Below are 17,206 nucleotides of genomic sequence, written 5' to 3'. Positions count from 1 at the left end.
CGAGGCGAACATGTATCCCATTTCCGACCGGGGACGTCCGATACCGTGGCGCTCGCACCGGCTTTCACCGATCGTTTCCGGCGTGCCGTCGGTGGTGCAGAGCCTGCACACCCATTCCGGGCCGCGGGTCCCGTTCTCCGTCGAGTTCAATCCGCCCCGCGATGCCGCCGGTGAAGCCCGGCTGTGGCGGACGGTGCGCGAATTCGAGCGCATGCATCCGGCATTCGTGTCGATGACCTATGGTGCGGGCGGCTCCACCAAGGACCGGACCGCGCGCATTACCGGCCAGCTGGCGCAGCAGACCACCTTGCTGCCCGTCGCGCATCTCACCGCGGTCGGGCACAGCGTGGCCGAATTGCGTGCGCTGGTAGGCGCTTACGCCGATTGCGGGATCCGCAATATCCTCGTGCTGCGCGGTGACCCGCCGGGGGATCCGCTCGGCGAATGGCGCAGGCACCCGGGCGGTGTCGAGTACGCCGACGAGCTGGTGCGGATCGTCCGCGACCTCGGCGACTTCCACGTGGGCGTGGCGTCCTTCCCGCAGGGCCACCACCGCTCCCCGGACCTGGCCACCGACACCGCCTTCCTCGCCGCGAAACTCCGTGCCGGAGCGGACTATTCGATCACCCAGATGTTCTTCGACGTCGACCATTATCTTCGCCTGCGCGACCGGGTGGCCGCGCACGACCCGATCGAGGGCGCGAAACCGATCATCCCGGAGCTGATGCCGATCACCTCGCTACGCACCGTGCAGCGCGCGGTCGAACTGTCCGGTCGTGAGTTGCCGAAGCCGGTGCTGGACCGCCTGCGGCGCGCGGCGGGCGACGGCCCGGAGGAGAACCGCGCCGCGGTACGGGCCGCCGGCATCGAGATCGCCACCGAGATGGCACGGCGCCTCATCGCCGAGGGCGCCCCCTGCCTGCATTTCATCACCCAAAACTTCGCGAAGGCGACCGGCGAGGTGCTGACCAACCTCGGCTACGAGGTCACCGCCGCACCCCTGAGCGCCTGATCGGCCGGGTCTGCTATCGGCGGCGTCAGCAGGTGATCGGGTTGGCCGGGCAGGGGTCGAGCCGGTCGGCCAGGCGGGCTCGGCGCTGAGCGGATCCGCGCAGGAAGGCGGCGATGTGCTTACGGAACCGGGTCTCGCGTGGTGGCGGATCGGGTAGGACCGGTGCATCGGGCAGGGCCGAATTGGCCTGCGCCCGTACCGCATTGACGGCAATGGGTCCGGCAATGGAAAGCATGTCGATCTCCTCGTGCGAGCGTCAGCTGCGCACCGGACCGGTGCTGGAGCGGATAACCAGTTCGGTGGGCAGTACGACGCGTTCTTCGGTATAGGACGGATCGAGCAGCATGCGTCCGAGCAGCTGCCCCTTGTCCCGAATCGGCTGGCGGACAGTGGTGAGCCCGGCGCCCGCCGCGGCGGGAATGTCATCGAACCCGGTGACGGAGATATCGCGACCCGGTGCCAGCCCCCGCTGTCGCATCGCCTCGATCACGCCGAACGCCAGCACATCTCCACCGGCCGCGATCGCGGTCGGGCGATCGCGGCGATCGAGGGCCAGCGCGGCCCCGGAGACACCGGACTCGATCGAGTTGTGCCCGCCGGAAACAACTGTCAGCCGCGCATTCGCCCCGAGCCCCTCCCGCAGCCCCTGCATCCGCAGTCGGGCATTGGCGTAAAGCGCGGTGGGGTCGGTGATCTCGTGCGGCGCGCCGGTAGCGCGCCCGGAGTCGACCACCATCGCGACCTCGGTATGACCCAGCCCGGCCAGGTACGTCCCGACGCTGCGCATGGCGCCGGCCTCGTCGATCACCACCCGCCGTCCGGGCGTCACGTGATCTTCGGTGTGCGCGAACGGCAATCCGCGCTGCGCGATCACCTCGAGGGCCGGATGCCCGGCATCGATGCAGTACCCGACGACCCCGTCGACCACCGCATTGCGCATGGTCTCGACCGACTCCCGCACCGCCTCGTCATCCGCACCCGCCTCATACCGCGGCAAGGGAATGAGCAGCAACCCGGTCCGCGTCCGCTCGGCCACCTCACTCAGCCCGGCGAGCAGCCCGACCGCGAACGGATCGGAGAACGCATACGACAGCTGTTCCGTCAGCAACAGCCCGATCGCCCCGGCGCGCCGGCTGCGCAACGTGCGTGCCGCGGCGTGCGGACCGGAGTACCCGAGCTCCCGCGCCGCCGCGAAGATCCGTTCCCGAACCTCCGCCGACAGCTGATCAGGCTTGTTGTACGCATTCGACACCGTCGACATCGAGACCCCCACCGCGGCGGCGACCGACTTCATATTCGCTCCCGAAGGCACGCCCAACCCCTCCTCAACGCCTTCTGTATCGTTCTACTAGAACGATACAGAAGGAGAGCGGAGCCGCCTAGCGGTTTCCGGGCGAGGTTCGTTCAGCCCTGGCGGGTCGGCCGGATGGTGAGGTCGCCGATTTCCACGTCGGCGGATCGATCAGGTCCGTGCTACGGCGGTGAACAGGTCGACCGTGCGACGGGCCGCGGGATGGTCGGCGATCGGTTTGCGGACGGCGATGGCGATATCGCGGATCGGGGTGGGGGCGATCAGGTTTCGGGCGATGGCTCGCGGTGGCAGGTCCACGGCGGCGAGGCTGGGCAGCACGGTGATGCCGATGCCGGTGGCGACGAAGGCCAGGGCCATGCGGTAGTCGGGCGCGTGCACCTGGAACCGCGGGGTGAAACCGGCGCTCGCGCAAGCGTTCAGCACCACCCGACGGCATACGTCGTCATTGAGTTCATTGTCGATCCAGGGGCGGTCGGCGAGGTCTGTCATTCGAACGTCGGTGTGGCCGGCGAGGGGATCATCGTCGCGGACCACCACCAGGTAGGGGTCCGAGACGAGGTGGTGCATGACAGCGGCGGCCGAGGGCGCGGTTTCGGGTGGGCCGGATCGGGGATCGGAAACCACGATCTGGATGTCGGGTTGCCCGGTGTCGAATTCCGCCATGCGCAATTCGAGGCGCAGATCGGGGAATTCGCAACGCAGAGCGTCGACGATGGGTGGCAGCCAGGTGGCGCCGACCGAGGTGACGTAGCTGATGGAGAGGCTGCCCATTCGTCCCTCGCGCAGGTCGCCGACTACTCCGTCGAGGCGGCTCAGCTCCTGGAACAACGGCTCGGATTCGGTGGCCAGCGCGCGCCCCGCGGCGGTGGGCTCGATGCCGCGACCGACACGTTCGACGAGTTGCAGCCCGGTCTGCCGTTGCAGCGCGGCCAGCTGCTGGCTTGCCGCCGACGGCGTGTAGCCGAGGGCCGCGGCGCTGGCACGCAGGGAGCCGGTAGCGATCACCGTGCGCAGCAGTTGGAGCCGGGTGATGTCGAGCATGCCGTGATTGTACAGACACACTGAACAGTGATGCTCGATTATTCACTTGTGCTGTCCTATGGGTGGCGGCGACGATAGCGGGGTGTCCACCGAGCTGCAGCCCCGCGCGTCCGCACCCACCACCGGTTCCACTCCCGACTGGCGCAGCGCCGTGGCGGCACTGATCGCCGTCGTGTTGTGGGCCTCGGCCTTCGTCGCGATACGTGACGCGGGCCCGGCACTGTCGCCCGCCCCCATGGCCCTCATGCGGCTGGCGGTGGCAGCCGCCGCACTCACGGTGCTCGCCCTGACCCGGCGGGGCGCGTGGCAGCGGATTCCGCGCGGCCGGAAGCCGTTGCTGCTCATCGCGATCTACGCGGTGCTGTGGCTCGCCGGCTACACCGTCGCGCTCAATTCCGCCGAACGGCATGTGGATGCGGGTACCGCGGCACTGCTGGTGAACGTGGCCCCACTGCTGGTGGCTTTCGGTGCGGGAATGCTGTTCCACGAAGGACTTCCGCGTTCGCTGATCGTCGGCGCCTTGATCTCCATGACCGGGGTCGCGGCGATCACGGTCGGCACCGACGGCCATCGCGACCTGCTCGGCGTGCTGCTCGGCCTGGCCGCGGCCGTGCTGTACGCGGTCGGGGTGCTGGCGCAGAAAGCCGCATTGCGCCACACCGATGGACTCACCGCCATCTGGCTCGGCTGCGTCATCGGCACGGTCGTCCTGCTGCCCTGGGCGCCCCAGCTGGCGCGCGAACTGGCTGTCGCGCCGGCGCGCACGATCATCGACGCCGTGTATCTCGGATTGTTCCCTACCGCAATAGGTTTCACCGCGTGGTCGTACGCGCTGAGCCGCACTCCCGCCGGCCGGCTCACCGCCACCAGTTATGCCGTGCCCGCCATCTCGATCGTCATGTCCTGGCTGCTACTCGACGAGGTGCCCACCCCCTGGGCCTTGGTGGGCGGCGCGATCTGCCTTGCCGGCGTGGCCATTTCGCGCCGCACCAGCCGGCCGAAGAACGCGTGACAGGCTATTGGACGCTGCGGGTGGGGCGGACGGTGATCTCGTTGACATCGACGTCCGCAGGTTGGTTCACCGCGTAGGCGATGGCGTCGGCGATCGCTCTGGCCGGTAGCGCGACGCGGCGGTAGCTGCGCATGGCCTCCCGAGCCTCGGGATCGCCGATGCTGTCGGCCAATTCGGATTCGGTGACGCCGGGCGAGATGAGACTGACCCGCACCCGACCGTCGGATTCCTGGCGTAGCCCTTCGGAAATCGCCCGTACCGCGTACTTGGTGGCGCAGTAGACGGCCGCGGTAGGTGAGACTTCGCGCGCGCCGACGGAGGCGACATTCACGATATGGCCGCTGCCCTGCTCCCGCATCCGCGGCAGGGCAGCAGCGATACCGTGCAGGACGCCACGCAGGTTCACATCGATCATGCGATCCCATTCGCCGGTCCGCAGCGCGGCCAGCGGCGACAGCGGCATCACTCCGGCATTGTTCACCAGCACGTCGATCCGGCCGAACCGCTCGATCGCCGCGGCGGCGAAGGCGGCGAAATCGGCCGCGTCGGTGACATCCAACCGCGCGAACGCGGCAGTTCCGCCACCGCCGGTGATCTCCGCGGCCAGCTGTTCCAGCCGCTGTAGCCGGCGCGCGCCGGCGAACACGTGATGCCCGTCGGCGGCGAGCCGTCGCGCGGTCGCCTCACCGATTCCGCTACTGGCGCCCGTCACGAGTACCACTTTGCTGTCGGCCCGGTGCCGGACCTCTGATCGGTTCGTCTGCATGCCCACCACGATGGCCGGAGGAGAGATACGCAGGGAGGCCGCGCTTCTCATGGGTGCGACGCACCCACCGTCGACCCGGCGCGCGTCCAATCGGGTCGCCGGGAAGCGGTCAGGCTACGACGGAACGTTGTGGGACGCCGATGTATTCGCTCAGGGGGCGGATCAGGGTGTTGGATTCGCTCTGTTCGATGATGTGGGCGGTCCAGCCGGTGATGCGGCTCATCACGAAGATGGGGGTGAAAGCCTCGATATCGAACCCGAGCAGGTAGTACGCGGGACCGGTGGGGAAATCGAGGTTGGGCTTGATGCCGGTGGCCTCGTTCATGGTGCGTTCGAGGATCTCGTACATGCGCACCCACTGCTGCCCGCCGGTGGCGGCGGCGATGTCGAGGAAGGCCTGCTTCATGGTCGGCACCCGGGAATCACCGTTCTTGTAGACCCGGTGGCCGAAGCCCATGACCTTCTCCTTCCCGGCCAGCTTGTTGCGCATCCACTCCCCGGCCAGGGCCGGGTCGCCGATCTCGATCATGTCGTGCATGACGGCTTCGTTGGCGCCGCCGTGCAGCGGGCCCTTGAGCGCGCCGATGGCGGCGGTGACCGCGCTGTAGATGTCCGACAGCGTGGAGGTGACGACCCGGGCGGCGAAGGTGGAGGCGTTGAAGCTGTGTTCGGCGTAGAGGATCAGCGACACCTCGAAGGCCTTGACCAGCGCCGGCGACGGCACCTTGCCGAAGCACATGTTCAGGAAGTTCTCGGCGAAGCCCAGCTGGGAATGCGGGGCAATGGGATCCAGGCCGTGGCGGCGACGATGGTCGGCGGCGACGATGGTCGGCAGGACGGCCATCATACGAAGGGCCTTGGCGCGGTTGGCCTTCGGTGAGTTGTCGTCCTCGGCCGGATCTTCGGCGCCGAGGTAGCTGATCGCGGTGCGGACGACGTCCATCGGGTGGCAGTTCTCGGGGAGTTTGGCGACCAGCGACAGTAAGGATCGGTCGGCGCGGCGGGCGGCGCGCTCCTGCTGGTTGAATTGCGCCAGTTGGGCATCGGTGGGGAGTTCGCCGTGCCAGAGCAGGTAGGCGACCTGTTCGAAGCCGCAGTGCGCGGCGAGATCCTGGACCGCGTAGCCGCGGTAGGTCAGGGAGTTGGTCTCCGGCACCACCTTGGAGATGGCGGTGGTGTCCACGACGACGCCGGCGAGACCCTTGTAAATGGTCGGTATCGCGATATCCGTCATCATTGATTCCTTCCCAGCGTGAAATTGAAGATGTCGGAATCGAATTCGTTGTAGCGCTCGTATTGCAGGAGTTCGTAGAGGCGGCTGCGGTGTTGCATCCGATCCAGTAGGCCCGCCTGCGTGCCCGTGGCGAGGAGTTCCCGCAGGCCGGTCTCGGCGGCGTACATGGCCAGTCGCAGGGTGGTGACGGGGTAGATGACCGCGTTGTAGCCGATCTCTTCCAGCATTGTGGCCGAGAGCAGTTCGGACTTGCCGAACTCGGTCATATTGGCCAGCAAGGGAATCGGGACGGCGGCCCGGAACTTCGCGAAGTCCGCGGCGGTGTTCAACGCCTCGGTGAAGATCAGGTCCGCACCGGCATCGGCATACGCCTTCGCCCGCTCGATCGCCGCGTCGATGCCTTCGATTCCCGCGGCGTCGGTGCGGGCGCAGATCACGAAATTCGGGTCGCGCCGGACGGATACGGCCGCGCGTAACCGCCGCACCATGTCCTCGATAGGCACCACGGCCTTGCCGTCGAGGTGTCCGCATCGTTTGGGATTGACCTGATCTTCGAGGTGGCAGCCCGCGATCCCGGCGTCCTCCAGCACGGTCACCGTCCGCGCCGCGCTCATCGGCTCACCGAATCCGGTATCCGCGTCGATGAGTACCGGAAGATCGGTCACCCGGGCGATCTGGTGACCGCGGCCGGCCACCTCGGTCAGCGTGGTGAGCCCGATATCCGGCAGCCCGAGGTCGGCGGAGAGCACCGCGCCGGAGACATACACGCCTTCGAAGCCGATCTCCTGAATCAGCTTGGCCACCAATGGATTGAACGCGCCTGGGAACCGTTGGATGCGTCCGGAGGCGAGTCCCGCCCGGAATGCGGCCCGCTTGTCCGCGGCGGAGGTGTTCGCGGCCAGCAGCCCGGTCATCGGAACAGTCCCTGCGGGGACCGCGGCGCGCGGGCGAGCACGTCCGCCGAGACTATGCAGGTGAGTTCCGGCAGTTCGCCCGCGGACAGTTCGCCCGCGCGCTGGACCACTTCGAGGAAGCGGTCCTGCTCGGCGGGCGCGACAACGCCCTCGGCGAGGGTGCGGAACTTGGCGATGTACTGCTCCCGGGCAAAAGGCCGCGCGCCCAGCGGATGTGCGTCGGCGACGGCCAGTTCGTCCGCGATCACCTCACCGCTCTTCAGTGTGACCTCGGCGCGGGCGCCGAAGGCCTTCTCGTTCGGGTCGGTGGAGTGGTAGCGCCGCGTCCACTCCGGATCCTCGGCGGTGCTGATCTTGTTCCACAGCGCGATGGTGTCGGGCCGCTGCGCCCGCTCGGGCGCGTAGGAACGCTCGTGATGCCAGGTGCCGTCCTGCAGCGCGACCGCGAAGATGTACATGACCGAATGGTCGAGGGTTTCGCGGGAAGCCCCGGGATCGAACTTCTGCGGATCGCCGGAGCCGGTGCCGATCACCACATGTGTGTGATGGCTGGTGTGCAGCACGATGGACGCGATCTGATCCAGGTCGCCGATCCGTTCCCGCAGGCGGCGGGCCAAGTCGATAGGGGCCTGGCTCTGATATTCGGCCGAGTGCTCCTTCGTGTAGGAGTCGAGGATCGCCCGTTTGGGCTCGCCCGGACCGGGCAGCGGCACCGAGTATTCCGCGGTCGGCCCGCTCAAAAGCCAAGCGATGACACCGTCTTCGCCTTCCCAGATGGGGGAGGGCGCGCCCTCGCCGCGCAGTGCGCGATCGACGGCCTCGACGGCCATCTTCCCGGCGAAGGCCGGCGCGTACGCCTTCCAGCTGGAGATCTCGCCCTTGCGGGACTGCCGGGTGGCGGTGGTGGTGTGCAGGGCCTGGCCGACGGCCTGATAGATGGTCTCGATGTCCAGGCCGAGCAGGGTGCCGATCCCGGCGGCGGCCGACGGGCCCAGATGGGCGACATGATCGATCTTGTGCTCGTGCAGGCAGATCGAGCGCACCAGATCGATCTGGATCTCGTAACCCGTTGCGAGACCACGGATCAGGTCACGGCCGGACCGCCCGGCATGCTGGGCGACAGCGAGGATCGGCGGGATATTGTCACCCGGATGCGAGTACTCGGCAGCCAGGAACGTGTCGTGAAAGTCGAGTTCGCGCACCGCGACCCCATTGGCCCAGGCGGCCCACTCCGGCGAGTACCGGCCGTCCACACCGAAGACGGTCGAGCCGGGCCGGTAGGGGTGCGCCAGCGCCTGAGCGCGCGCATTGGCGACAGGCCGCCGGGTGAGCGAGGCGGCCGCGACCGCCGCATTGTCGATGATCCGATTGATGATCATCGCCTCGGTCTCCGGAACCACCTCCACGGCGTCCGCCGCAACCTCGGCGATCCGCCAGGCAAGGTGTTCTTCGCGCGGAAAGTCCTCCGCCGAACGATGCGTGCGGACGAGATGATTCTTCACTGTGGGAAACCTCCAGCCATATCTTCACCGGTACGTTTCGCACGCTACGCAGCCCCGACCCCCGCAGAAACACCTCGCAAATGCCGATTTTTGCGACAGCCGACTTGTGAATCCGCGAATGTTGTGAAGACACAGCACAGCGGATTCCACCACCCTGCCTATCGCCTCTACCGCTGCTCGATATCGGAGAGGAATTTCAGGGTGAGTTCGGCGACGCGGTCGGGGGAGTCGGCCTGGATGTGGTGGCCGCCGCCCTCGGCCAGGGCGACCCGGCCCAGGCCTGCCGGGATGAGGGCGACTATGGCGTTGCCTTCGGCTTCCGGGTCGGGGAAGTCGGGGTCGGCGGTGCCCATGATGATCAGAGCGGGGCAGGTGATGTTCCGGAGTTGGGCCTCGGCGTCCGCCGGAGTGGATTTGCCGGTCTTCATGAATTCGGCGAATCTGCCGGGCGCACGCAGTTTTTCGGCCAGGTCGGCCATGTACTGCTCGTAGTCGGCCGGTTTGATCGGGAAGGCGATATCCAGGTACCGCATCCATTGCGGGAGGCTCTTCAGCATTTGAGTCATCCCGAGCCGGATCAGCCCCTTGCGATAGCGGGGGACGGTGAAGAATGCGCCCGCGTCGAAACCTTGGGTCCTGGTGAAAGGATTGAGTTCTATTACCGCGCTGACGGATTCGGGACCCAGCGCCGCGGCGATGGTAGCGGCGCCGCCCGAGATCGAATTGCCGATGATGACCGCCGGCCCGCCCAGGTGACGGATCAGCGCCAGCAGGTCACCGGCGACATCGGTGCGCGAAATGGCATCGCTGCCATCGTGTGAGGTCCAGTTCATGCTGGATTCGCCGTGCCCGCGGATATCGGCATTCGCGACCCGGAATCCGGCGGCAACCAATTGCGGCGCGAGAAAACGGAAGGTCTGCCGATGGTCCCCGATTCCGTGCGACAACACGATCAATGGTCCCGCACCGGCAATGTCGTAGGCGATCCGCCCGTCGCCGATGGTCAAGTACTCGGTCATGAAGAGCTTTCCGATAGTTGCCAGGAATACGGGGCAATCGTGCCGTCCGCCGACGCGCGCCGACAAGGCGCGATTCGTACACGAACGTTCTGGGGCGCTACACGATCCGGTGCCTCTGCGGCCGACGGACTCAGATACCTGGGTGGCTGTGAGTGCCTGCCAGGCTTGCACCCCGGCCCGTGGTAGATGATCACCCCGCCGTCCATGGAACCGAAGGAGACGATCGGCGTGCGATTCCGAGCCCTGCCGTCCATCGTGGTCGTCGCCGCCACCGTGCTGCTCGGCTCCGCGGCCGCCGCACCGCCGTACCTGGTGCCGCGCGCGGCGGCGGGGGAGATGACCGCACCGCCGATGGGGTGGAACTCGTGGAACTCCGGAATCGAGTTGACCGAGCAGAACATCCACGAGGTCATCGACTCGATGGTCACGTCCGGTATGCGGGACGCGGGCTATCGCTACGTCGATCTCGATGCGGGCTGGGCCTATCCGGAACGTGATCTCGCCGGGAATCTGCAGGCGGATCCGCGCCGATTCCCGCACGGCATCGCCGCGCTGGCCGATTACGCGCATCAGCGCGGCATGTACCTGGGCCTGTACTCCAGCCCCTACAACGAAATCTGCGGGCAGACACCGGACAACGCCAGTCTCGGGCACGAGACCGACGATGCGCGCACCTTCGCCTCCTGGGGCGTCGACATGCTCAAATACGACTGGTGCCGGTCCGATGCCGACCTGGCCGCGCAGGTCCGGGTCTTCACCGCCATGCGGGCTGCCCTGCACGCCAGTGGCCGGCGCATTCTCTACAGCATCAATCCGAACAGTTCCAACAACCTGCATGCCGGCGCCGACTACGACTGGTCACAGGTCGCCGATATGACCAGGAATACCTCGGATCTGATTCCCTTGTGGCACAATGGTTTACCCGAACTTCCGATCGCGACGACCACCACTCGTAGCCTGCTCGGCGTCACGGATGAGGTCGGCGCCGCGCAGCCCATGGCCGCGCGCAGCCGCCCCGGCTACTGGAACGATCCCGACATGCTCGTGGTCGGAGTGCAACTCACCGAATTCATCGCGACCCATCTCGCCGGGTTCCCCGAATCCGTGCTGCGGGGCGCCCTCACCACGGATCAGATGCTGTATCTGGAGTCCTCCCTCGAAGTTTCACCGCAGGTCATCGCCCGCCTGCGGGAGCCGCAGTTCAGCCTGAACCCCGATGAGCAACGCGCGCACTTCTCACTGTGGGCCATGCTCGCGGCGCCACTGCTCGCGGGCAATGATGTGCGGTCCATGACCGAGCAGACCCGAGCTGTACTGATCGACGCCGATGTCATTGCGGTAGACCAGGATCCGGGCGTCGTCCAAGCCGCACCGCTGCCCGGTGACGCGCGGATCCTCACCAAACCACTCGCCGACGGGTCATCGGCGGTGGCGATGTTCAATACCGCCGATACCCCCGCCACGATCGAAACAACCACTGCCGCACTGGGATTGCATCCGACGGGCTGCTACACCGTCCGGGATCTATGGGCGCACACCGGTACCACCACAACCGGCCCGCTGCGGAGCGCCGATATCCCGCCGCACGGTGTCACGATGCTGAAAGTCTCGGCCGCCTGCTGAGCTGTACCTCGGTTGCCAGGATCGCGAGGGCATCGGCACTGTCCGGTGTGGCGGTACCGACGAGGAGTTGCAGACCGGGGGCCTGCTGCACGTCGAAGGCCTGGTAGATCAGTTCGAGCCGGCCGCACCGCGGATGGTCGAAGACCTTGGTCTTGCGGCCGATACCGTGCACGGTGTTGTCGTGCCACAACTCCGCGAATTCGCTACTGGTATCGAGGAGTCGGTCGATCAGCGCGGTGGTCCGGGCGTCGCTCCGGTGTCCGGTGGTCAGCCGCAGCGCCTGCACCGCATCGCGGGCCACGATCGGCCAGTCGGCGAACAAGGTCCGGGCGGCGGGATCGTGGAACAGCGAGACCATCATGTTGCGCGGATCCGCCAGCGGTGCGAGCAACGCGTCGGCCAGGGCATTGGCGGCGAGCACCTCCAACCGCCGATTGACGATGTAGGCGACCGCGGTGGGAAACGCGTCCATGAGGCGGCGCAGCTCCGGATCGACCTCGTCGGTCGCGGCGGCGGGCTCGGGCCTGGGCAGCAGGCCCGCCAGCCGGAACAGATGCCAGTGCGCATCGCCATCCAGGCGCAGGGCCCGCGCGATGGCATCGACCACCTGCCCGGACGGGTTCGTCTCCCGGCCCTGCTCCAGTCGCGTGTAGTAGTCGACGCTGACCCCGGCCAGCACGGCGACCTCCTCGCGGCGCAGACCGGCGACCCGGCGGGCACCGGTGACCGGCATGCCCACCTCCGGCGGGGTCAGCCGGGAGCGACGGGCGCGCAGGAACTCGCCGAGCTCATTGCGGGTCATTGCCACAGCTTACGTGCGCCGATCCTGGGTGCCGCACACCCAGGAAGCCAGGACCTGCCTGTTCCGGGCGATTGCCCGCATCCTCGACCCCGGCGCCGGAACACCGCCGCCGGGGTCGAGCGAAGGAGTCATCGTGGTACCGAGCAAGGTCGTCCTGATCACCGGAGCAAGCAGCGGCATCGGCGAGGCCACCGCCCGCCTCCTGGCCGCCGCGGGCCACCGGGTGGTCCTGGGCGCGCGACGAGAGGAGCGAATCGAGGCCGTAGCCAAGGAGATTCGCGCTGCCGGCGGCATGGCCGAACATCACGCCCTCGATGTCACCAGCCTGTCGGCGATGCGATCCTTTGCCGCCGGAGCACAGGAACGGCACGGACAGATCGATGTTCTCGTCAACAATGCCGGCGTGATGCCGCTGTCCCCACTGGATGCCCTCGCGGTCGAGGACTGGAATCGAATGATCGACGTCAATATCCGTGGCGTACTCCACGGTATAGCCGCGGTCCTGCCTCTGATGCGTGCCCGGGGAGCAGGCCACATCGTCAACCTGTCCTCGATCTCCGGCCACCGCGTCGACCCGACCGCGGCGGTCTACAGTGCCACCAAATTCGCCGTGCGAGCCATCTCTGAGGGCTTGCGCCAAGAGTCCCGGGACATCCGCGTCACCGTGATCAGCCCCGGCTTCACCAGCACGGAACTGTCGGACGGCATCCGCGACAACGATATTCGCGCAGCAGTACGGGAAGGCATGCGTTCCGCCATTCCGGCGACCGCGGTCGGCGCGGCGATCGAATACGCGATCACCCAGCCGTCCGAGGTCGACGTCAATGAAATCGTCGTCCGCCCGACGATGCAGGCGTAATACCGGCTACTTGCCGGGGAGGGGGGTGTTGACGGTGGTGAAGTACTGGATTGCGGCGCCCAGGGCGATGGGGGCGGAGATGAAGATGTGGCCGAGGATGGTGCCGATGGCTCCCACGGCGGCCACACCGACGAGGCAGCCGATTGCGGCACCTGGCAGGAAGGCGAAGATGGCGCCGATAATGCCGGTGACTGCCGAGGCGGCGGTACCGAGCATCAGACCGCCTGCGACGCAGCCGATCGCCGCGCCGCTCAGCCCGCCGACCAGGGTGCCCAGAGTGGCTCCCATGGAGATGGTGGAGGTGAGGCGGGTCCAGGCGGAGACCTCGCGGTCGTATTCGTTCTTCCAGGGCGCCTTGTCCTCGAAGGGCAGAGCGACCGGCTTGTAAACGGCGTGGGCCAGGTCGAACTGCGGGGTGAGAGTGGCGGTGCGGTCGGAGATCTCGGCTGCGATGGGGAATTCGAAGTCGTCGACGCGGAAGTTCAATTCCGTGCCCGCGAGGGTGATTCCTTCCGGGGACTTGATCTTGAAGGTGCCGTTCTCGACGGTCAGTGAGCCCGCGTCCGTCGAGATGATGGCGCTCTCGTCCGTGGCGGAGGCGGTGACGTCCACCCCGGTGGGGGTGTCGGAAACCTCTTGCGGGGCCGCGTGACTCGTGCCCGCAGTGATTGCCATGGTGGTGCTGGCGGCGGCGATCAGTAGGGCGGTCTTGGTGAACTTCACGAGCGGTGATCCTCTTCCTGTTCCCTCATCTGGACACGCTCCATCGACCCCGGGTGGAAAGCGCGCGTTATCGCTTTGCGGGGCAAATGAATACGACTTCGTCCGGCGGCATCCGATGATGTTCGGATACCCTCGCCGTAAAACTGTGAACTGGCTGTGACCGGACTGGGAACACGTTAAAACAGACAAACCTCGCAAACAAGACTTTTGCCGGTTAATAGTTGGTTATCAGCGAGTGGAGATTTGCCTACTTGGGAACAGCACAGAATTTGCTTCGGTCTGATCGTAGGTATTGCGTATGGGGCCGTAGGTCGTTCGATGCAGGAGCGCACGGGGCAATCGCCCGGCATCATCAATGGCGTCGACACGGACCCCGACGCATGCGCCCTGCCGCAAAGGATTTCGTGACGGAAGTTCACATACTTGCGCGGGGGAGGCGGCGAGCGTGCCAGCCTTCGGTGCGCAAGGGGATCGCGATGGTGCCGGCGCCGCCGGCGTGCTCCTCCAGGACCGTGCGCGCCCGGGCCAGGCGGGCGTGCCGGTCGTCGGGATCGGCGATGATCATGCCGCTGTAGGTGGCCAGCCAGGCCACGGCATCGTCGAGGGTCATGATGCGGGTGAACGTGAACGACTCCCGCTCGCCGGGCTCGAACAGGTCATTGTCGGGCAGCTTGAACTCGTCACGGTGACGCCGCAGCTGCGCATCCGAGGGCAGCGGTTCGAGATCGCGCGCCCGTTCCAGTTCCCGCACCCAGTCGACGGCCCGATCCCGGCTGGTCCGCACCACCCCGAGCCGCCCGCCGTCGCGCAGTACCCGCCCGATCTCCCGCGTGGCCCGCTCATGATCGAACCAATGCCAGGCCGCGGACACGAACAACGCATCCACACTGGCATCGGGCAACGGGATCGCCTCGGCCGTCCCCTGGAGTACCCGCACCTCCGGTGACCGGGCCTGCAACACCGCCCGCATGCGCTCATCGGGCTCGACCGCGACCACCTCGGGCACCCGCTCGGCCACGGCCCGGGTCAGCAATCCGGTCCCCGCGGCCAGATCCACCGCGACCGCGCAACCGCCCGGAATCAGCCAATCCACCGCCGCCGCGGCCGGACCGGGCCGGAAGCGGTCGTAGTCCTCGGCAATCGATCCGAACGATGTCGCGCGCTCCAGATGATCGGTCATGGTCACCACGGTAGGTGTCAGTGCGCCATTTTGCCGTTGTCGACGGTGTAGACGGCACCGTGAACGGCCGCGGCGTCCTCGGAACAGAGGAAGGCGATGACCGTCGCGACCTGCGCGGGGTCCATCAGGCCACGGGCGGTCGCCGTCTTCATGATGAGGGCGTAGTCAGGGTCCTCGGGGAAAGTGAAGTTCTGCAGCAGCGGGGTGGTCATGCCGCCGGGACACACGGCATTCACACGGATCCCACGCCCGTCGAATTCGAGCGCCATCGCCCGGGTCAGGCCTATCAGCCCGTGTTTCGCCGCGCAGTAACCGGCCGAATAGGCCTGTCCCTCCAGGCCCGCGATCGAGGCGACATTCACGATGCAACCCTGCCGCTCGAGCAGTTGCGGGAGCGCGGCCCGGGAGAGGAAGAACGGCGCGTTCAGATTGATCGCGAGATCGTGCGCCCAGTCGTCGTCGCTGGTCTCGGCCGTGTGGCGCATGGTGTGCGCACCGGCCGCATTGACCAGGATATCCACCCCGCCGAAGCGATCCACACACGATCGCACCACCGTGGCGCACGCGGCAGGATCGGTCAGATCCGCTGCTTGCCAAGCGGTTTCGTCTCCCTCGAGTGTCTCGCGCAGCCGCTGCTCGTCCCGGCCGACACCGAAAACCCGCGCCCCGCCATCACGCAACGACCGCGCCACGGCCTGCCCCAAACCCGACGAGGCCCCGGTCACCACCGCCACCCGCCCCTCGAACCGTCCCGCACCCTCGATTGTCATGCCTGTCTCCATCTCACGCGCGGACGACTGCGAAATCACCGCCCGCCCAAACGGATACAAGGTAACCCGCGCTGGTGCGATAGATCCGCCGTGGCCAGGTCTGAAGTGCCGCGCAACATGATCGGACCGACCAACGCCGGGGGCAGTGCGCGGTTTTGTGCATCTGGCGGGCTCGGTGCCTTCGTCCTAGTGTTGCGGACGTGACTGAGATCGAACCATTTCCGGTGCACATTCCCGAACATGACCTGGAAGACTTGCGGACTCGTCTCGACCGCGTCCGGCTGCCGGAAGCAGAGACGGTTCCGGACGGTACGCAGGGTATCGGCTTGGAACGTCTGCGGCGCCTGTTGGATGCCTGGCGGCAACACGACTGGCGGTCCCTGGAGAAGCGATGGAATGCGTTGCCGCACTTTCGCACCCGTCTGGACGGGCTGGACATCGCGTTCTGGCACGTGCGCTCGCCCGAGCCCGACGCCTTTCCGCTGGTGCTGACGCACGGCTGGCCCGGCTCGGTGCTGGAGTTCGAGAGCCTGATCGGGCCGCTGACCGACCCGGTCGCGCACGGTGGTTCCGCTGCGGACGCATTCGACGTGGTCGTGCCCGCCCTGCCCGGTTTCGGGTTCAGCGAGCGGCCCCGGGAACCCGGTTGGAATCCCGGCCGTACCGCGCGGGCCTGGGCGGATCTGATGACCAGGCTCGGGTACGAACGGTTCGGGGCGCACGGCGGCGACTGGGGCGCGTTCGTCAGTACCGAACTGGCGCGCTCGGCACCCGAACGGGTTGCCGCGCTGCATCTGACCATGCCGATCGCGTCGCCCCTGCCCGAGGACGTGGCAACCGCCGACGAGGCGGAGAAAGCCATGCTCGCCAAACGGGACAGGTTCATGATGACCGGTCCGACCCACGTGATCGTCCAGGGCATGCTGCCGCAGACGCTCGGCTACTCCTTGCTCGACTCTCCTGCCGGGCTCGCCGCATGGCTGAGCGAGGCGCTGGTTTCGTTCTCGGACACGCGACCCGAGGCCGGCGGTGGTGTCAGCGTCGCACAGCAGGTGGACGACATCGCCCTGTACTGGTTCACCGGCACCGGCGCCTCCACCGCTCGCTGGTATTGGGAGGCGGTGCGGTGGACGCCGCGCAGCGCGGAGGCGCAGAACGCGCAGACGGTCACAGTGCCCACCGCCTGCACATTGTTTCCGGCCGAACCGTTCCCGATCGCCCAGCGCTGGGCAGCACACCGCTATGACAACCTCATCAGCTGGAACGAGATGGAATACGGCGGCCACTTCGCGGGCTGGGAACAACCCGGCACCCTGATCAGCGAGCTGCGAAACGCCTTCCGCCAGGCCCGCAATCGCTAGCCGGGCCGGAAATCGCCCGAGCCGTGACCGTATGGCTCAGGCCAGGGCCTCAGCACGATTTTGCCGTGGGTGTGTC

At 67.2% G+C, this 17,206-nt stretch carries 17 protein-coding genes; 5 read left to right on the top strand and 12 right to left on the bottom strand.

Going from position 1 to position 17,206, the window contains the following annotated elements; translation table 11 throughout:
- Positions 1–91: 91 nt before the first annotated feature.
- Complete coding sequence (locus tag ACIP5Y_RS06820) at positions 92–1,012, top strand: methylenetetrahydrofolate reductase (RefSeq protein WP_400349176.1); 921 nt, start codon at positions 92–94, stop codon at positions 1,010–1,012.
- Positions 1,013–1,037: 25 nt separating this feature from the next.
- Here ACIP5Y_RS06820 and ACIP5Y_RS06815 read toward each other — a convergent pair whose 3' ends face one another.
- The 3 genes from ACIP5Y_RS06815 to ACIP5Y_RS06805 form a co-directional block, all read right to left on the bottom strand.
- A complete protein-coding gene (locus ACIP5Y_RS06815; protein ID WP_400348228.1) occupies positions 1,038–1,247 on the bottom strand; it encodes a hypothetical protein in 210 nt (69 codons plus the stop codon).
- Positions 1,248–1,268: 21 nt separating this feature from the next.
- Complete coding sequence (locus tag ACIP5Y_RS06810) at positions 1,269–2,324, bottom strand: LacI family DNA-binding transcriptional regulator (RefSeq protein WP_400348226.1); 1,056 nt, start codon at positions 2,322–2,324, stop codon at positions 1,269–1,271.
- Positions 2,325–2,474: 150 nt separating this feature from the next.
- Complete coding sequence (locus ACIP5Y_RS06805) at positions 2,475–3,365, bottom strand: LysR family transcriptional regulator (RefSeq protein ID WP_400348225.1); 891 nt, start codon at positions 3,363–3,365, stop codon at positions 2,475–2,477.
- Between the two features lie 82 nt (positions 3,366–3,447).
- Between ACIP5Y_RS06805 and ACIP5Y_RS06800 the strand changes: the two genes are divergently transcribed.
- Positions 3,448–4,377: a DMT family transporter gene (locus ACIP5Y_RS06800; RefSeq protein WP_400348223.1), complete on the top strand. Its 930-nt coding sequence runs from the start codon at positions 3,448–3,450 to the stop codon at positions 4,375–4,377.
- Positions 4,378–4,381: 4 nt separating this feature from the next.
- On the opposite strand, the gene ACIP5Y_RS06795 is transcribed toward ACIP5Y_RS06800, so the two are convergent.
- The 5 genes from ACIP5Y_RS06795 to ACIP5Y_RS06775 all read right to left on the bottom strand — a co-directional run bounded on the left by ACIP5Y_RS06795 (position 4,382) and on the right by ACIP5Y_RS06775 (position 9,812).
- Positions 4,382–5,143, bottom strand: coding sequence for an SDR family oxidoreductase (locus tag ACIP5Y_RS06795; protein WP_400348221.1), 762 nt, complete (start codon positions 5,141–5,143; stop codon positions 4,382–4,384).
- A 109-nt stretch (positions 5,144–5,252) separates the two neighbouring features.
- Positions 5,253–6,377, bottom strand: a complete 1,125-nt coding sequence (locus tag ACIP5Y_RS06790; RefSeq protein ID WP_400349174.1) for a bifunctional 2-methylcitrate synthase/citrate synthase — start codon at positions 6,375–6,377, stop codon at positions 5,253–5,255.
- Entirely contained in the window at positions 6,377–7,291 is a 915-nt protein-coding gene (gene prpB / locus ACIP5Y_RS06785; RefSeq protein ID WP_400348220.1) for a methylisocitrate lyase, read from the bottom strand. The genes ACIP5Y_RS06790 and prpB overlap by 1 nt, the downstream gene beginning before the upstream one ends.
- Positions 7,288–8,793: a 2-methylcitrate dehydratase PrpD gene (gene prpD, locus ACIP5Y_RS06780; RefSeq protein ID WP_400348218.1), complete on the bottom strand. Its 1,506-nt coding sequence runs from the start codon at positions 8,791–8,793 to the stop codon at positions 7,288–7,290. The genes prpB and prpD overlap by 4 nt, the downstream gene beginning before the upstream one ends.
- Positions 8,794–8,960: 167 nt before the next feature.
- Complete coding sequence (locus tag ACIP5Y_RS06775; protein ID WP_400348216.1) at positions 8,961–9,812, bottom strand: alpha/beta fold hydrolase; 852 nt, start codon at positions 9,810–9,812, stop codon at positions 8,961–8,963.
- A gap of 228 nt (positions 9,813–10,040) precedes the next feature.
- On the opposite strand from ACIP5Y_RS06775, the gene ACIP5Y_RS06770 reads away from it, so the two are divergent.
- Entirely contained in the window at positions 10,041–11,435 is a 1,395-nt protein-coding gene (locus ACIP5Y_RS06770) for a glycoside hydrolase family 27 protein (protein WP_400348214.1), read from the top strand.
- On the opposite strand, the gene ACIP5Y_RS06765 is transcribed toward ACIP5Y_RS06770, so the two are convergent.
- Complete coding sequence (locus ACIP5Y_RS06765) at positions 11,404–12,237, bottom strand: helix-turn-helix transcriptional regulator (RefSeq protein ID WP_400348212.1); 834 nt, start codon at positions 12,235–12,237, stop codon at positions 11,404–11,406. The two genes, ACIP5Y_RS06770 and ACIP5Y_RS06765, sit on opposite strands and share 32 nt — an antisense overlap.
- Positions 12,238–12,370: 133 nt before the next feature.
- Between ACIP5Y_RS06765 and ACIP5Y_RS06760 the strand changes: the two genes are divergently transcribed.
- Positions 12,371–13,096, top strand: coding sequence for an SDR family oxidoreductase (locus ACIP5Y_RS06760; RefSeq protein WP_400348210.1), 726 nt, complete (start codon positions 12,371–12,373; stop codon positions 13,094–13,096).
- Positions 13,097–13,102: 6 nt separating this feature from the next.
- Here the strand turns inward: ACIP5Y_RS06760 and ACIP5Y_RS06755 are convergent, their stop codons facing one another.
- The 3 genes from ACIP5Y_RS06755 to ACIP5Y_RS06745 form a co-directional block, all read right to left on the bottom strand.
- Positions 13,103–13,819, bottom strand: coding sequence for a hypothetical protein (locus ACIP5Y_RS06755; RefSeq protein ID WP_400348209.1), 717 nt, complete (start codon positions 13,817–13,819; stop codon positions 13,103–13,105).
- A gap of 415 nt (positions 13,820–14,234) precedes the next feature.
- On the bottom strand, positions 14,235–14,999 hold the full coding sequence (locus ACIP5Y_RS06750; protein ID WP_400348208.1) for a class I SAM-dependent methyltransferase: 765 nt from the start codon (positions 14,997–14,999) through the stop codon (positions 14,235–14,237).
- Between the two features lie 17 nt (positions 15,000–15,016).
- On the bottom strand, positions 15,017–15,769 hold the full coding sequence (locus ACIP5Y_RS06745; RefSeq protein ID WP_400348207.1) for an SDR family NAD(P)-dependent oxidoreductase: 753 nt from the start codon (positions 15,767–15,769) through the stop codon (positions 15,017–15,019).
- Positions 15,770–15,969: 200 nt separating this feature from the next.
- Between ACIP5Y_RS06745 and ACIP5Y_RS06740 the strand changes: the two genes are divergently transcribed.
- Positions 15,970–17,130 carry an epoxide hydrolase family protein gene (locus ACIP5Y_RS06740; RefSeq protein WP_400348205.1) on the top strand — a complete coding sequence of 387 codons (1,161 nt, stop codon included), beginning with the start codon at positions 15,970–15,972 and terminating at the stop codon, positions 17,128–17,130.
- Positions 17,131–17,206 lie beyond the last annotated feature (76 nt).

This window comes from Nocardia sp. NPDC088792, assembly GCF_044750615.1.
Lineage (GTDB): Bacteria > Actinomycetota > Actinomycetes > Mycobacteriales > Mycobacteriaceae > Nocardia.
The sequence above is the reverse complement of the archived record's forward strand: the minus strand, read 5'-3'. Positions and strand labels throughout refer to the sequence as shown.

Excerpts from the sequence above, each read along its gene's own strand:
- ACIP5Y_RS06815 (WP_400348228.1), bottom strand. The coding sequence starts at position 1,247 with ATGCTTTCCATTGCCGGACCCATTGCCGTCAATGCGGTACGGGCGCAG.
- ACIP5Y_RS06805 (WP_400348225.1), bottom strand. The coding sequence starts at position 3,365 with ATGCTCGACATCACCCGGCTCCAACTGCTGCGCACGGTGATCGCTACC.
- ACIP5Y_RS06795 (WP_400348221.1), bottom strand. The coding sequence starts at position 5,143 with ATGCAGACGAACCGATCAGAGGTCCGGCACCGGGCCGACAGCAAAGTG.
- ACIP5Y_RS06790 (WP_400349174.1), bottom strand. The coding sequence starts at position 6,377 with ATGACGGATATCGCGATACCGACCATTTACAAGGGTCTCGCCGGCGTC.
- prpB (WP_400348220.1), bottom strand. The coding sequence starts at position 7,291 with ATGACCGGGCTGCTGGCCGCGAACACCTCCGCCGCGGACAAGCGGGCC.
- ACIP5Y_RS06775 (WP_400348216.1), bottom strand. The coding sequence starts at position 9,812 with ATGACCGAGTACTTGACCATCGGCGACGGGCGGATCGCCTACGACATT.
- ACIP5Y_RS06765 (WP_400348212.1), bottom strand. The coding sequence starts at position 12,237 with ATGACCCGCAATGAGCTCGGCGAGTTCCTGCGCGCCCGTCGCTCCCGG.
- ACIP5Y_RS06750 (WP_400348208.1), bottom strand. The coding sequence starts at position 14,999 with ATGACCGATCATCTGGAGCGCGCGACATCGTTCGGATCGATTGCCGAG.
- ACIP5Y_RS06745 (WP_400348207.1), bottom strand. The coding sequence starts at position 15,769 with ATGACAATCGAGGGTGCGGGACGGTTCGAGGGGCGGGTGGCGGTGGTG.